This is a genomic window from Bradyrhizobium sp. USDA 3364 (assembly GCF_054056355.1).
Map to the genome: position 1 here is coordinate 1682326 of NZ_JBSRYG010000002.1, position 13832 is coordinate 1696157.

General features: G+C 65.0%; 15 protein-coding genes. 5 read left to right on the forward strand and 10 right to left on the reverse strand.

The features are described 5' to 3' along the window. Window positions 1-138: 138 nt before the first annotated feature. Window positions 139-519: a carboxymuconolactone decarboxylase family protein gene (locus tag ACVILL_RS07875; RefSeq protein ID WP_050629459.1), complete on the forward strand. Its 381-nt coding sequence runs from the start codon at window positions 139-141 to the stop codon at window positions 517-519. 212 nt (window positions 520-731) lie between these two features. Beyond that, window positions 732-1643, forward strand: coding sequence for an NAD(P)-dependent oxidoreductase (locus ACVILL_RS07880; RefSeq protein ID WP_456728551.1), 912 nt, complete (start codon window positions 732-734; stop codon window positions 1641-1643). Between the two features lie 74 nt (window positions 1644-1717). Here the strand turns inward: ACVILL_RS07880 and lysA are convergent, their stop codons facing one another. From lysA to argH, 3 genes are all read right to left on the reverse strand, one after another. Beyond that, complete coding sequence (gene lysA / locus ACVILL_RS07885) at window positions 1718-2983, reverse strand: diaminopimelate decarboxylase (RefSeq protein WP_456728552.1); 1266 nt, start codon at window positions 2981-2983, stop codon at window positions 1718-1720. Window positions 2984-3082: 99 nt separating this feature from the next. Then, on the reverse strand, window positions 3083-3352 hold the full coding sequence (lptM, locus tag ACVILL_RS07890; protein ID WP_456728553.1) for an LPS translocon maturation chaperone LptM: 270 nt from the start codon (window positions 3350-3352) through the stop codon (window positions 3083-3085). A 92-nt stretch (window positions 3353-3444) separates the two neighbouring features. Beyond that, complete coding sequence (gene argH / locus ACVILL_RS07895) at window positions 3445-4842, reverse strand: argininosuccinate lyase (protein WP_456728554.1); 1398 nt, start codon at window positions 4840-4842, stop codon at window positions 3445-3447. Window positions 4843-4970: 128 nt separating this feature from the next. On the opposite strand from argH, the gene tlpA reads away from it, so the two are divergent. Both tlpA and ACVILL_RS07905 read left to right on the forward strand, forming a co-directional pair. Next, window positions 4971-5663 (forward strand): thiol:disulfide interchange protein TlpA, encoded by a 693-nt coding sequence (gene tlpA / locus ACVILL_RS07900; RefSeq protein ID WP_456728555.1) that lies wholly within the window; start codon window positions 4971-4973, stop codon window positions 5661-5663. 191 nt (window positions 5664-5854) lie between these two features. Continuing rightward, on the forward strand, window positions 5855-7186 hold the full coding sequence (locus ACVILL_RS07905) for an IS1182 family transposase (RefSeq protein WP_456728556.1): 1332 nt from the start codon (window positions 5855-5857) through the stop codon (window positions 7184-7186). 111 nt (window positions 7187-7297) lie between these two features. Here the strand turns inward: ACVILL_RS07905 and ACVILL_RS07910 are convergent, their stop codons facing one another. The 6 genes from ACVILL_RS07910 to ACVILL_RS07935 all read right to left on the reverse strand — a co-directional run bounded on the left by ACVILL_RS07910 (window position 7298) and on the right by ACVILL_RS07935 (window position 11344). After that, window positions 7298-7486: a putative motility protein gene (locus ACVILL_RS07910; protein ID WP_456728557.1), complete on the reverse strand. Its 189-nt coding sequence runs from the start codon at window positions 7484-7486 to the stop codon at window positions 7298-7300. Between the two features lie 111 nt (window positions 7487-7597). Next, the gene (locus ACVILL_RS07915; protein WP_456728558.1) at window positions 7598-8479 is read right to left on the reverse strand and encodes a 3-hydroxybutyryl-CoA dehydrogenase; all 882 of its coding nucleotides are present in this window, start codon (window positions 8477-8479) and stop codon (window positions 7598-7600) included. A 248-nt stretch (window positions 8480-8727) separates the two neighbouring features. Further along, complete coding sequence (locus tag ACVILL_RS07920; RefSeq protein WP_456728559.1) at window positions 8728-9678, reverse strand: electron transfer flavoprotein subunit alpha/FixB family protein; 951 nt, start codon at window positions 9676-9678, stop codon at window positions 8728-8730. Further along, a complete protein-coding gene (locus ACVILL_RS07925; protein ID WP_016845285.1) occupies window positions 9678-10427 on the reverse strand; it encodes an electron transfer flavoprotein subunit beta/FixA family protein in 750 nt (249 codons plus the stop codon). Before ACVILL_RS07925 ends, ACVILL_RS07920 begins: the two co-directional genes overlap by 1 nt. Before the next feature lie 117 nt (window positions 10428-10544). After that, complete coding sequence (locus ACVILL_RS07930; protein WP_456728560.1) at window positions 10545-11117, reverse strand: cob(I)yrinic acid a,c-diamide adenosyltransferase; 573 nt, start codon at window positions 11115-11117, stop codon at window positions 10545-10547. Between the two features lie 32 nt (window positions 11118-11149). Continuing rightward, window positions 11150-11344 carry a twin transmembrane helix small protein gene (locus ACVILL_RS07935; RefSeq protein ID WP_028340366.1) on the reverse strand — a complete coding sequence of 65 codons (195 nt, stop codon included), beginning with the start codon at window positions 11342-11344 and terminating at the stop codon, window positions 11150-11152. 166 nt (window positions 11345-11510) lie between these two features. Between ACVILL_RS07935 and ACVILL_RS07940 the strand changes: the two genes are divergently transcribed. Further along, window positions 11511-12371 carry a YihY/virulence factor BrkB family protein gene (locus ACVILL_RS07940; protein WP_456734203.1) on the forward strand — a complete coding sequence of 287 codons (861 nt, stop codon included), beginning with the start codon at window positions 11511-11513 and terminating at the stop codon, window positions 12369-12371. Here ACVILL_RS07940 and ACVILL_RS07945 read toward each other — a convergent pair. Beyond that, entirely contained in the window at window positions 12298-13605 is a 1308-nt protein-coding gene (locus tag ACVILL_RS07945) for an ATP-binding protein (RefSeq protein WP_456728561.1), read from the reverse strand. The genes ACVILL_RS07940 and ACVILL_RS07945 overlap by 74 nt on opposite strands. Window positions 13606-13832 lie beyond the last annotated feature (227 nt).

Genomic DNA, 13832 nt, shown 5'->3' on the forward strand with positions numbered 1-13832 from the left:
GCACAACGGCGGCTTTGGGGCACCCGTTCCGGGGCGTAACCCACACCGGGAAATACGCATAACACGAAGGCGTGACTGCGGCGGTTCGACCCCGTAACGTCCCGGCCGAACCATCGTCTTAACGCATGAGGAAACGATATGGATCAGAAGACGCACGACAAGGGGCTCGAAATCCGCAAGGCGGTGCTCGGCGAGGCCTATGTCAACAATGCGCTGAAGAACTCGGACAGCTTCAACAAGCCGTTCCAGGAACTGGTCACGGAATATTGCTGGGGCGCGGTCTGGGGCCGCGAGGAATTGCCGCGCAAGACCCGCAGCATGCTCAACCTCGCGATGATCTCGATCCTGAACCGGCCGCACGAACTGAAGGCGCACATCAAGGGCGCGCTGACCAACGGCGTGTCGCGCGACGAGATCCGCGAGATCTTCATGCAGGTCTCGATCTATGCCGGCATCCCGGCCGGCGTCGACAGCTTCCGCATCGCGCGCGAAGTGTTCGCCGAACTCGACAAGGCGTGAGGCGCTGCTGCCTCACCGCCGTCGTCCTGGCGAAAGCCAGGACCCATAACCACCGAACGTCATCGCTACGAAAGCGGTGGCCCAGGTCGGTGAAACAACAATATCCTGGGGTAATGGGTCCTGGCCCCCCGTGCGCAATTGCGCACTAGGCCAGGACGACATCGCGTGTGAGGCGCCGCCTCGGGCACACCGACACAAGAAGGAAACGACCCATGGAAATCGGATTCATCGGCCTCGGGAAGATGGGGTTCCCGATGGCGCGCCGGCTGATCGAGGCCGGTCACAAGCTCACCGTGTTCGACACCAGCAAGGACGCGCTGAACAGGCTGGTTGCGCTCGGCGCCCAGGCCGCAACGTCACCCAAGGACATCGCCGACCGCGTCGAGACCGTGATGGCGAGCCTGCCCTCGCTGCAGGCCTCGCTCGAGGTCGCAACCGGCAGCGGCGGCGTGATCGAGGGCACGCGCGTCAGGCGCTTTATCGATCTCTCCACCGTCGGCTCCCAGATGGCGGTGAAGATCCACGATCTCTTGGCGAAGAAGAACATCGTGCAGATCGACAGCCCGGTCTCCGGTGGCGTCTCCGGCGCCGAAAAGGGCACGCTGGCAGTGATGGTGTCCGGCCCGAAGGCGGATTTCGAGCTGGTCAAACCCGCGCTCGACGTGATCGGCAAGGTGTTCTTCATCGGCACCAAGCCGGGCTCCGGCCAGACCATGAAGCTCGCCAACAACTTCCTGTCGGCGACCGCGATGGTCGCGACCTCGGAAGCTGTCGTGATGGGCGTGAAGTCCGGGCTCGATCCGGCCGTGATGATCGACGTCATCAATGCGGGCTCGGGGCTGAACACCGCGAGCCGCGACAAGTTTCCGCGCTCGGTCTTGCCGCGCAGCTTCGACTTCGGCTTCGCCACCGGGTTGATGGTCAAGGATGTGCGGCTCGCGGTCGAGGAAATGCGCTCGCTCGGGCTCTCGATGGAAGTCGCCGAAGCGGTTGGCCGGCTCTGGGAAGTCATCATCCGCGACGAGGGACCGGAGTCGGACTTCACCGCGGCGATCAAGCCGATCGAGAAGGCCGCGGGCGTGATCGTCGGCGGGGTGAAGGGCGGCGCGCACGCCGCGAAGTAAAGTTGTGCGCCAAATAAACGGTGTCGTCCCGGCCTTCGCCGGGACGACACCGAATACGATGCACCATCAGCGGCTCACAGCCACGGCGCCGGCTTGTCCATCGCGATCAGCGCGTCGACGTCGATGCGCGGGCGGACCACGGCGTACTGGTCGTCCTTGACCAGCACCTCCGGCACCAGGGGCCGCGTGTTGTAGGTGCCGGACTGCACCGCGCCGTAGGCGCCGGCGGTCATGATCGCCAGCAGATCGCCGGCCTTCGGCTGCGGCATCGCGCGGTCGAGCGCGAGATAGTCGCCGGTCTCGCAGACCGGCCCGACCACGTCGGCGACCATGATCGGCGTGCCCTGCGCCGGCTGGCGCACCGGCAGGATATCGTGATGCGCTTCATACAGCGTCGGCCGGATCAAATCGTTCATCGCGGCGTCGATGATGACGAAGTTCTTGGCATCGCCCGGCTTCACATGGATCACGCGGGTGACGAGGATGCCGGCATTGCCGACGATCATGCGGCCCGGCTCGAACATCAGCGTGCAGCCGAGATTATGCGTGACGCGCTTGACCATCGCGGCATAGGCATCCGGTGCCGGCGGCGCGGCGCGGTCCATGTAATAGGGAATGCCGAGGCCGCCGCCGAAATCGATATGCGAGATATCGTGGCCGTCGGCGCGCAGCGTCTGCACGAATTCGGCGAGCAGCCGGAAGGCAACCTCGAGCGGACCGAGATCGGTGATCTGGCTGCCGATATGCACGTCGGTGCCGGTGACCTTGATCCCCGGCAGCTTCGCCGCGCGGGCATAGACCTGGCGGGCGCGGGCGAGCGGAATGCCGAACTTGTTCTCCGACTTGCCGGTCGAGATCTTGGCGTGGGTGCCGGCATCGACGTCGGGATTGACCCGCACCGAGATGCGCGCGGTCTTTTTCATCTCGACCGCGAGACGCGACAGCATCTCGAGCTCCGGCTCGGACTCGATGTTGATGCAGAGGATGTCGGCGGCAAGCGCGGCGCGCAGCTCGCCCTCGGTCTTGCCGACCCCGGAGAATACGATCTTCGACGGCGGAATGCCGGCCGCCAGCGCCCGCTTCAATTCACCGCCGGACACCACGTCGGCACCGGCGCCGAGCTTGGCCAGCGTGCGCAACACCGACTGGTTGGAGTTCGCCTTCATGGCGTAGCAGACCAGCGCCTTCTCGCCGGCGAAGGCTTCGGTGAAGACGCGGTAGTGCCGTTCCAGCGTCGCGGTCGAATAGCAATAGAACGGCGTGCCGACGGCCTCCGCCAGCTCAATGAGATTGACCGCCTCGGCATGCAGCACGCCGTTGCGATAGTCGAAATGGTTCATGACACGCGAGCTTGTTTGAGCATGATCTCCGCGCAAACGCGTTCCGCGTTTGTCGCGAGGGAAAACCGGCTTCCACTTTTCCGGATCATGCTCGAGATATTAATTGCCGAGCAGCGGATCGAGGACGAAGGGCCGTTTATTGCCGCGCGACGCGGCCGGCGCGGCCTCCGAGCCGTAGGTCGGATTGAACACGCTGGGCTGCGCCGCCCGCTCGCTATCGGTGTCGCCCGGTGCCGCGCCCGGCGCGGCGTTCGCGGTCGGCGGCAGGTCGAGCGGTCCCTTGCGGCCGCAGCCGCCGAGCACAAGCGCTGATACGCTCAGCACAATGATGGCCCATCCCGAGGGGGTCAGGCGGTTCTTGCTAATCACGACGAATTCCCCAATTCGGGCCGCACCATACAAACATTGGCGTGCTCTGGCGAGAGGCGGAGCGCGATGAAATCACGGCCAAATTTTCCCGTTCAGCCCAATTTTCGCTCTTTTTCCAGCCGCTTGGCCCAGGCCTTGGCCTGCGCCATCACATTCTTCGGCGCCGTGCCGCCGAACGAGCTCCGGCTCTTCACCGAGGATTCGACGCTGAGCACCTTCAGCGCATCGGCGGTGATCTTCGGCTCGACCTCCTGCATGGCCGCAAGCGGCAGCTCGTGCAGCGCCATGCCCTGCTTGGAGGCGAGGCCGACGATGCGCCCGGTAACGTGGTGGGCGTCGCGGAACGGCATTTTCAGGGTGCGCACCAGCCAGTCGGCTAGGTCGGTCGCGGTGGCGTAACCCTCGCCGGCGGCGGCCTTCATCTTCGCCTCGTCCGGCACCAGGTCCTCGACCATGCCGGTCATGGCCCGGATCGCGAGCGACAGCGCCTCGAACGCCTCCATGGCGCCCTGCTTGTCCTCCTGCATATCCTTTTGATACGCGAGCGGCAGGCCCTTCATCACGATCAGCAGCGCTGACAGCGCGCCGATCACGCGGCCGGTCTTGGCGCGCACCAGCTCGGCCGCGTCCGGATTGCGCTTCTGCGGCATGATCGACGAGCCGGTGGTGAACTTGTCGCTGAGCCTGACGAGGCCGACCAAGGGCGAGGTCCAGATCACGATCTCCTCGGCGAAGCGCGACATGTGCACGGCGCAGATCGACGCCGCCGACAGCGTCTCCAGCACGAAATCGCGGTCCGACACCGCATCGAGCGAATTGGCCATCGGCCGGTCGAAGCCGAGCGCCCTGGCGGTCGCGGTGCGGTCGATCGGAAACGAGGTGCCGGCGAGCGCGGCGGCACCCAGCGGCGATTCGTTCAGCCGCTTGCGCGCATCGGCAAAGCGGCCGCGGTCGCGGGAGGCCATCTCGACATAGGCCAGCAGATGATGACCGAAGGTCACGGGCTGCGCGGTCTGCAGATGGGTGAAACCCGGCATGACCGTTCCGGCATGTTCCAGCGCGCGGGTGACCAGCGCCTGCTGGAACGCGGCCAGCGCCGCGTTTGTCTCGTCGATGGTGTCGCGGACATAGAGCCGGAAATCGGTCGCGACCTGGTCGTTGCGCGAGCGCGCGGTGTGCAGCCGGCCCGCGGCGGGCCCGATCAGCTCCGACAGCCGCGACTCCACATTCATGTGGATGTCCTCGAGCGCGCGCTTGAAGTCGAAATCGCCCTTGCCGATCTCTGACAAAATCGTGTCTAGACCTTTACCGATATTTTTCGCATCAGCTGACGTGATGATGCCTTGCGCGGCGAGCATCGCGGCGTGGGCCTTGGACGCGGCAATGTCCTGGGCATAAAGGTGACGGTCGACGTCGATGGAGACGTTGATTTCCTCCATGATCGCGTCGGGACGCTCCGAGAACCGGCCGCCCCACATCTTGTTGCTCATGACATCTCGCTCACGAATTTGTATTGCAGGCCTTGCCGTTTCCTTGGCCGTAGCGGCGAAACAGCATGGCGGTTCCGAACGTATTCCCGGCACTGCATAGCCACATCTGACCCAGGATGACAAACGATATGCCCGAGACGACCCCATCCGAGCCGACCGCCAAGTCGACGGCCAAGCCGACTGCCAAGCGGCGCATCCCGCTGGTGATCGGCGCCGTGCTTGCCGGGGCCGTGATCGGCTATATCGGGGTCTCCAGCCTCAGGCATCCCGCGGGCGGCGATGTCGCCTGCAACAGCGCGGTGGACCTGGCGAAGAAGATCGCCCCGCTCGCCCATGGCGAGGTCGCGGCGCTGACCATGGCCACCATCCCGCTGAAGCTGCCCGACCTTACCTTTGAGGACGCCAACGGCCAGCCGAAGAAACTCTCGGACTGGCGCGGCAAGACCGTGCTGGTCAATCTGTGGGCGACTTGGTGCGTGCCCTGCCGCAAGGAAATGCCGGCGCTCGACAACCTGCAGACCAAGCTCGGCGGCAAGGATTTCGAGGTGGTCGCGATCAACATCGACACCCGCGACCCGGACAAGCCGAAAAACTTCCTGAAAGAGGCCAATCTGACCAGGCTCGGCTATTTCAGCGACCAGAAAGCCAAGGTCTTTCAGGACCTTAAGAACATAGGCAAGGCGCTGGGCATGCCGACCTCGGTGCTGGTCGACGGCAAGGGCTGCGAAATCGCCAACATCGCCGGTCCCGCCGAATGGGCAAGCGACGACGCGATCAAGCTGGTGAAGGCGGCGCTGCAACCGGCCGCGGCGGGGTTCTGATATCTATCGCCCCTCATGGTGAGGAGCGCGGAACGCGCATCTCGAACCATGAGGCCCGGTCTGTGGCCTGCATCCTTCGAGACGCCCGCTGACGCGGGCTCCTCAGAGGCTGTGAATCTTTGTTCGGGATGAGGGTTGAGTTTTCCTACGCGGAGTGATTCCTGCAGCTGTACTATCCGAGAGGTGCAGCGATGCCTGGCGACGAACTGTTTGCCGATCTTCCGGTACAAAAAGCTGAGCGGGAGAGCGATCCGGGGCAGCCGCGGATGCGGGAACCGGTACGCGATCAGATCGAGCTTCGGGCAGTCGATCTGGAGGCGCTGGTAGCCGCCGATCATCCAGTCCGGGTGATCTGGGCTTACGTCGAGAAGCTTGATCTGGGCGAGCTTGAAGAGGCGATTAGAGCTCGAACCCACACGGCGGGACAGGCCCCGGCGAGCCCGCGGCTTTTACTGGCACTGTGGCTTTATGCGACGAGCGAGGGGGTTGGCAGCGCGCGAGCGCTGGCCAGGCTGTGTGAGAGCCACGACGTCTATCGGTGGCTCTGCGGCGGGGTGAGTGTGAACTATCACGGCCTTGCCGACTTCCGCACGGCGCATCCGGAGCTTCTGGATCGGCTGTTGAGCGAAAACATCGCCAGCCTGTCGGTGGCCGAGATCATCGACCTCGATGAGGTGGCGCAGGACGGAGTGCGGGTACGTGCCTCGGCTGGGAGCAAGTCGTTCCGCCGCCGCAGGAAGCTTCACAAGGAGTTGCGCAAGGCGCAACGATTGATCCGACAGCTGAAGGACGAAGCAGCCGACGATCCGCAAGCCAGCAGCCGGCGGATCGCTGCGGCCAACGAACGGGCCCTGCGTGAACGCGAGCAGCGCGTGGCGGCAGCGCTGAAAAAGCTGGCCGAGATCGAGGCGGAACGCGAACGGCGCAGCAAGACCAACAAGAAGGAGGTCGAGAAGCAGAAGGAGCCGCGCGCCTCCACCACCGACCCCGATGCCCGCGTCATGAAAATGGCCGATGGCGGCTTCCGCCCCGCCTACAATTGCCAGCTCTCGACCGTCGCCGGTGGCCAGATCGTGATCATCCCGGACGTCAAAACCGTCGGCTCCGACCGCGGCTTGGCCCGGCCGATGCTGGAGGAGATCAACCGCCGCCATGGCCGATGGCCGAAGCGGTTGCTGATCGACGGCGGCTTCAACAAGAATGAGGATACCGAGTGGGCGGCTGACCGCGGCATCAAGGTCTACGGGCCGCCTTCACGCAGCAAGCACCAGCGCGACCCATATGAGCCACGCGACAACGATGGGCCCGGCGTCGCCGCCTGGCGAGCCCGCATGAAGAGCCCACGTGGCAAGTCGATCTACAAGCGTCGAGCCCAGGCGGAGTGTATCAACGCTCGCTTCCGCAACTGGGGCCTGCAGCAGTTCACCGTACGCGGCCTCAAAAAGGTCCAGACGGTCCTGCGCTGGTTCGCACTCACCAACAACATCCTGGCCGGCCACCGCCTGCTCCAGGCTGCAGCTTGAAGCCTGGCCATCAAATCGTCAAAGCCCAATCCCGCTTTGCCGCAGCTGCTAACTTCAAATAGGGTCACAGCCTCTCAGGATGAGGAGAAAGCTAGGGAAGATGCCGCGAAATCAAGCGACGGCGTTGAGATTGTCGCCGATGCCGGGACCGAGATTGGCGGTGGACGGGCTGCCGAGCAGGGTCTGAACCGCGAACTTCTCCGCGTCGAGGTTCTGCTTGGTCACGCGGGTCGCGATCTCACCCTGCAGGTTGCCCTGCTGCATCGAGAGGATGCTGGTGACCATGCTCATCATGTCCATACGCGGTACTCCCAAGTCCAACTTGCAAGTTCAACGTGCAAGTCCGGGTTGACGTAGCGCGCGAAAGTTAATGCTTGGGTAACGGGTGGCCGCGTCAGGCTGACGCATCGCCTACCGGGTCGGGACCGGCTTGTCGCCGCGGTAGTCGTAGAAGCCACGCTGGCTCTTGCGTCCGAGCCAGCCGGCCTCGACGTATTTCACCAGCAGCGGGCACGGCCGGTACTTGGAGTCGGCCAGCCCCTCGTGCAGCACCTGCATGATCGACAGGCAGGTGTCGAGGCCGATGAAGTCGGCGAGCTCGAGCGGGCCCATCGGATGATGCGCGCCGAGCTTCATCGCGGCGTCGATCGCCTCGACGTTGCCGACGCCTTCATACAGCGTGTAGATCGCCTCGTTGATCATCGGCAGCAAAATGCGGTTGACGATGAAGGCGGGGAAATCCTCCGACACCGCGACCTGCTTGCCGAGCTTGGCGACGAACGCCTTGGCGGTGTCGAAGGTGGTGTCGTCGGTGGCGATGCCGCGGATCAACTCGACCAGCTCCATCGCCGGCACCGGATTCATGAAATGAATGCCGATGAATTTCTCCGGGCGGTCGGTCGAGGCGGCGAGCCTTGTGATCGAGATCGACGACGAGTTGGTCGCGACGATCGCTTCCGGCTTCAGCACCGCGCAGACCTCGTGGAAGATCTTGCGCTTGGTCTCTTCCTTCTCGATCGCGGTCTCGATCACGAGATCGCAATCGGCGAGCGCATCGAGCGTCTCGGCGGAGGTGATGCGGTCGAGCGCCTGCTTGCGCTCGGTCTCGCTGATCGCCTTCTTGGAAACCTGGCGGGTCAGATTGCCGTTGATGGTTGCCAGCGCCGACTTCAGCCGGTCGCCGGACACGTCGTTGAGCACCACGTCGAAGCCGGCCAGCGCCGCCACATGGGCGATGCCATTGCCCATCTGGCCCGAACCGATCACGCCGACCTTTTTGATTGCCACGGTCATCTTGTCATCCACCGGAACGGCGCGCATGTCGCGCCTGCCCAATTCCAACGATACCCGAAGTGAAGCCTTCCGGGTTGCCCAATCCGCCGGAAAACGTTTCCCGGGACCATGATGTGATGACAGGTCATCACATCCCGATCCCGTTCTCCCCTGTCGAGCATGATCCTTTCGGAAAAACGTTTCCGGATCATTGCCTCGAAAATCATAACACCGGCCGGAGCTTAGCCATCCGGCCGGCGTCCTGTCGCTTACTTTCCGAGCTTGCCGAGCGCTTCGGTCAGCTCCGGAACCGCCTGGTAGAGGTCGGCGACCAGGCCGTAATCGGCGACCTGGAAGATCGGCGCGTCTTCATCCTTGTTGATGGCGACGATCACCTTGGAGTCCTTCATGCCGGCCAGATGCTGGATCGCGCCGGAGATGCCGACCGCGACATAAAGTTCCGGAGCCACCACCTTGCCGGTCTGGCCGACCTGCCAGTCGTTCGGCGCATAGCCGGCATCGACCGCGGCGCGCGAGGCGCCGACACCGGCGCCGAGCTTGTCGGCGAGCGGCTCGATGTACTTGGCGAAGTTCTCGCGGCTCTGCATGGCGCGGCCGCCCGAGACGATGATCTTGGCCGAGGTCAGTTCCGGACGGTCGCTCTTGGCGACTTCCTCGCCGACGAACGTCGACAGGCCGGGATCGGCGGCCGAAGCGGCGTTCTCGATCGCAGCGCTGCCGCCTTCACCGGCGGCGGCGAAGGTCGAGGTGCGGACCGTGATCACCTTCTTGGCATCCTTCGACTTCACGGTCTGGATCGCATTGCCGGCATAGATCGGCCGCTCGAAGGTGTCGGGCGCGACGACCTTGATGATCTCGGAGACCTGCATGACGTCGAGCAGCGCTGCGACGCGCGGCATCACGTTCTTGAAGCGCGAGGTCGCGGGCGCCACGAAGGCGTCATAGCCGGAGGCCAGCGCCACGATCAGCGCGGCCAGCGGCTCGGCAAGGTCGTGCTCATAGGCGGGGCCTTCGGCCACCAGCACCTTGGTGACGCCGGCAAGCTTGGCGGCGGCTTCCGCCGCGGCCTTGGTGCCCTGGCCGCCGCCGGCAACCAGCACATGCACGTCGCCGCCGAGCTGGCTCGCCGCGGTCAGCGCCTTGTTGGTCGAGTCCTTCAGGGTCTCGTGGTCGTGTTCAGCAATCAACAGCGTCGTCATCAGAGAACCCCGGCTTCGGTCTTGAGCTTGTTCACGAGTTCGGCGACGTCCTTGACCTTGACGCCCGCCTTGCGGCCTGCCGGTTCCGCGGTCTTCAGCACTTCCAGACGCGGCGTCACGTCGACGCCGTAGTCAGCAACGCTCTTGTCGTCGATCGGCTTCTTCTTCGCCTTCATGATGTTGGGCAGCGACGCATAGCGCGGCTCGTTGAGGCGGAGGTCAGTGGTGACGATCGCCGGGCCCTTCAGCTTGATGGTCTGCAGGCCGCCGTCGACTTCGCGCGTGACCTTGAAGTCACTTCCTTCGACCTCGAGCTTGGAGGCGAAGGTCGCCTGCGACCAGCCGAGCAGCGCGGCCAGCATCTGGCCGGTCTGGTTGCTATCGTCGTCGATCGCCTGCTTGCCGAGGATGACGAGGCCGGGCTGCTCCGCCTCGACCACCGCCTTCAGGATCTTGGCGACCGCGAGCGGTTCGACATTGCCTTCGGCCTTGACCAGGATGCCGCGGTCGGCACCCATCGCAAGCCCGGTGCGAATGGTCTCGGAGGCCTGCGCCGGTCCGATCGACACCACCACCACTTCGGTCGCCTTGCCGGCTTCCTTCAGCCGCAGCGCTTCCTCGACGGCGATTTCGTCGAACGGGTTCATCGACATCTTGACGTTGGCGAGCTCCACGCCCGTCCCGTCACTCTTGACGCGGACCTTGACGTTGTAGTCGACGACCCGCTTTACCGGCACAAGAACCTTCATCGATCCTCTTTCGCTTTGATTTTATGGGTTTCGGTTGGCTGGCGCGGAACCTAAAGGTCCGTTTTCCCCCGGTCAACGCGCCAATGCCAAAAAACCGTCACCCGGTTTTGAACCAGTTTAGCGGTTCTGGCCCGGCACCCACAACACGTCTCCCGCCCCCTTATTGTTCTGGAAGCGGCTGGCAACGAACAGGAAATCCGACAGCCGGTTCATATACTGAATGCCAGCGGCATTGACCGGCTCGTCGGGCCGGGCGGCGAGTTCCACCATCATCCGTTCCGCGCGGCGACATATCGTCCGGGCAAGATGCAGATATGCGGAGGCAGCCGTCCCGCCGGGCAGCACGAACGAGGTCAGTGGTGCGAGCTGGTCGTTCAGGCTGTCGATGTCGCGCTCGAGCCGCTCGACCTGGCTCGCCAGCATGCGCAGACGTTCAGCCTTGCCCTCGCGCTCGGGCACCGCGAGGTCGGCGCCGAGATCGAACAGGTCGTTCTGGATCCGGCCGAGCATCGCATCGACCTCGGGACTGCCGGCGAGATGCAGCCGCACCACGCCGACCGCGGCGTTGGTCTCGTCGACGGTGCCGTAGGCGGCGACGCGCAGATCGTATTTCGGCCGCCGCTCGCCGGAGCCGAGCGCGGTGGTGCCGTCATCGCCGGTGCGCGTGTAGATCCGATTGAGTACGACCATGGCCGCGATCTCCTAAGGTTTGCGCATTGCTGTCATCGCCCCATCGCCCAGACCGCGAGCATCGCGATGACGATGGCGACGAACTGCAGCAGCACGCGCAGCCGCATCAGCTTCTGCGACGTGTTCGGCGAGCCGCCCTTCATCATGTTGATGAGGCCGAGCAGGAGCACCAGCGCGACGGCGCCGACGGCGATGGGAAGAATGATCGTGCTGAGAAGGGATGTCATCTGCGGTACATAACACCGCAGGACGCGGACTTCCACACAGCCCGGCCATGCAACCAACTGGCTTTTCAGTGCGTAATATCAGATGCTGGGTCGGTTCTCGGACCGAGCGGTTTTCGACAATGCCGGGTGGAATGTGAAGCAGCTTCGTTACGTCGCGCATGTCGTGATGGATGCCTTTTACACGTTCCTCGCCGATGACGGCTGGGCGATCGCGAGCCATATCGCGCTGTCGACCCTGATGGCGCTGTTTCCGTTCCTGATCGTGCTGACGTCGGTGGCCGGATTCGTCGGCTCCAAGGAGCTTGCCGACCAGGCGGTCGGGCTGTTGCTGCAGGTCTGGCCGCAGCAGGTCGCCGACGCGCTGTCCGGCCAGATCCACGACGTGCTGACCACGACGCGCGGCGACATTCTGACCATTGGCGCGGTGCTCGCGGTCTACTTCGCCTCCAACGGCGTCGAGGCGCTGCGGGTGGCGCTGAACCGCGCCTATGCCGTGATCGAACCGCGGCGCTGGTACTGGCTGCGACTGGAGTCGATCGGCTACACGCTGGTCGCGGCGTTCACGTCGCTCGCGATGGCGTTCCTGATCGTGCTCGGGCCGCTGATCATCGAGGCCGCGCGGCGCTACATCCCGTTCTTCGTCGAATCGAACGAGAGCCTGCTCAACACCGCCCGCTACGGCATCACGGTGCTGGCGCTGGTCGTCGCGCTCTTCATCCTGCACGCCTGGCTGCCGGCGGGCCGCCGCGGCTTCACGCAGATCCTGCCCGGCATCATCTTTACCGTGGTGGCGTCGCTGATCTCGGGCATCGGCTTCGGCATGTACCTCGCGCGCTTCGCCAACAATTACGTCACGATGTATGCGGGGCTCGCCTCGGTGGTGATCGCGCTGGTGTTCCTGTATTTCATCGCCGCGATCTTCGTGTTCGGCGGCGAATTGAACGCCGCGATCATCAAGTCGCGGCTGCCGCGCGGCGTGTCGCTTCAAGCAGCGCAGTCGCTAGCGCCCGCGGAGAAACAGGCTTGACCAGGAAGGCGTCGGCGCCGGCGGCGCGCGCCGCCGCTTCGTCCTCGCCGCGGCCGGAAATCCCGACGATCACGATACGGCCATGCGGCGGCGCCAGCGCGCGGATACGCTTGATCGCCTCGACGCCGCCGATGCCGGGCAGCACCATGTCCATCAGCACGGCGTCGAAGCCGCCCTTGCCGAGCCGCTCCGGCGCGCCCTCGCCCTGACCGATGAATTCGGTTTGGTGGCCGAGCTCGGTCAGGATCGTGTTGAGCACGACGCGGCCGAACGGATTGTCTTCGACACTGAGCAGCCGCAATCCCTGCGATGACAGCGCCGCGGCCGCGTCGCTCGACGTCGCGCCGGCCGGCCGTTCTGCGGGCGCCAGCACCACATTGAGCGTGAAGGTGGTGCCGCCGCCGGCACGCCGGGCCGCGACCACGTCGCCGCCCATGGCCCGCGCGAGTTGCTTCACCGAGGACAGGCCGAGCCCGGAGCCGCCGAACCGCGCGGCGATCGAGACATTGGCCTGCGAGAACGGCCGGAACAGCCGCTTCACCTCGGACAGCGTCAGGCCGATGCCGCTGTCCGAGATCGCGAAGGCTACGCCAATCCCACCGCCGTTCTTACCGCCGTTCCTGCCCTTGGCCGCGCGCACCGGCGCGACATGCAGCTCGATGCTGCCCTGCTCGGTGAACTTGACGGCATTGTCGATCAGGTTCTCCAGCGCCGCGCGCAACCGGACGGGATCGCCGACCGCGAAGCCGGGCAGCTTGTCGGATATCTCGACGGAGGCCTGCAGCCCCTTGGCGGCTGCGCGGCCGGCCAGCGAATCGCCGGCGTGGCGCGCCAGCGTGCGCAGGTCGAAGAAGTCCTGCCGGATCTCGAGCCCGGGCCCCTCGCTGCGGGCGGCATCGACGAACAGGGTCGCAAGGCTCGCCAGGTGCTCGGCGCCGGCCTTGATGGTGTCGACCCAGCGCCGCTCGCGCTCGCCGAGTTCCGATGTCGCGAGCAGGTTGCTGATCGCGAGGATTCCGGTCAACGGCGTCCGCACCTCATGGGCAAAGGCGGCGAGCGCAGTCTCGACCATGCCGGGTCCGGACTTGGCCGATGCCTTTGGCGCGGACCGCATGTGGCGCGGCTTGGCCGCCGCCTTGGCCTTGCGGGTCTTGCGGGTCTTGGCGGCGCGGGTCTTCGAAGGCGCGCCCTTTGCTCGCCGCTTGCTGCGCTCTCCGCGCGATGATGTCGCCATGATCTCCGTGACCCCGCCCCGGAGGCAACATGGCATGCCGGGAGCGGCGGAGTCACGGCGCTGTTTGGGAGGGCCAAGGCAAATCGGGATGATGGTAAGCGGTCCGTCCACTTGCGGCGCCCTTCCCTGCAAGAGCAGAGCTGTCGCAGGAGCGCCACCGGCCAAAATGTCGAAAACAACCCCATGCAAAGGAGCCGGCGGCCGCCGGTGTCTGACGCCGCAAGAGG

Excerpts from the sequence above, each read along its gene's own strand:
- ACVILL_RS07880 (WP_456728551.1), top strand. The coding sequence starts at position 732 with ATGGAAATCGGATTCATCGGCCTCGGGAAGATGGGGTTCCCGATGGCG.
- ACVILL_RS07930 (WP_456728560.1), bottom strand. The coding sequence starts at position 11,117 with ATGGTCGTACTCAATCGGATCTACACGCGCACCGGCGATGACGGCACC.
- lysA (WP_456728552.1), bottom strand. The coding sequence starts at position 2,983 with ATGAACCATTTCGACTATCGCAACGGCGTGCTGCATGCCGAGGCGGTC.
- ACVILL_RS07915 (WP_456728558.1), bottom strand. The coding sequence starts at position 8,479 with ATGACCGTGGCAATCAAAAAGGTCGGCGTGATCGGTTCGGGCCAGATG.
- ACVILL_RS07920 (WP_456728559.1), bottom strand. The coding sequence starts at position 9,678 with ATGACGACGCTGTTGATTGCTGAACACGACCACGAGACCCTGAAGGAC.
- ACVILL_RS07875 (WP_050629459.1), top strand. The coding sequence starts at position 139 with ATGGATCAGAAGACGCACGACAAGGGGCTCGAAATCCGCAAGGCGGTG.
- ACVILL_RS07940 (WP_456734203.1), top strand. The coding sequence starts at position 11,511 with ATGGATGCCTTTTACACGTTCCTCGCCGATGACGGCTGGGCGATCGCG.
- ACVILL_RS07925 (WP_016845285.1), bottom strand. The coding sequence starts at position 10,427 with ATGAAGGTTCTTGTGCCGGTAAAGCGGGTCGTCGACTACAACGTCAAG.
- ACVILL_RS07910 (WP_456728557.1), bottom strand. The coding sequence starts at position 7,486 with ATGGACATGATGAGCATGGTCACCAGCATCCTCTCGATGCAGCAGGGC.
- ACVILL_RS07945 (WP_456728561.1), bottom strand. The coding sequence starts at position 13,605 with ATGGCGACATCATCGCGCGGAGAGCGCAGCAAGCGGCGAGCAAAGGGC.
- argH (WP_456728554.1), bottom strand. The coding sequence starts at position 4,842 with ATGAGCAACAAGATGTGGGGCGGCCGGTTCTCGGAGCGTCCCGACGCG.
- tlpA (WP_456728555.1), top strand. The coding sequence starts at position 4,971 with ATGCCCGAGACGACCCCATCCGAGCCGACCGCCAAGTCGACGGCCAAG.
- ACVILL_RS07935 (WP_028340366.1), bottom strand. The coding sequence starts at position 11,344 with ATGACATCCCTTCTCAGCACGATCATTCTTCCCATCGCCGTCGGCGCC.
- ACVILL_RS07905 (WP_456728556.1), top strand. The coding sequence starts at position 5,855 with ATGCCTGGCGACGAACTGTTTGCCGATCTTCCGGTACAAAAAGCTGAG.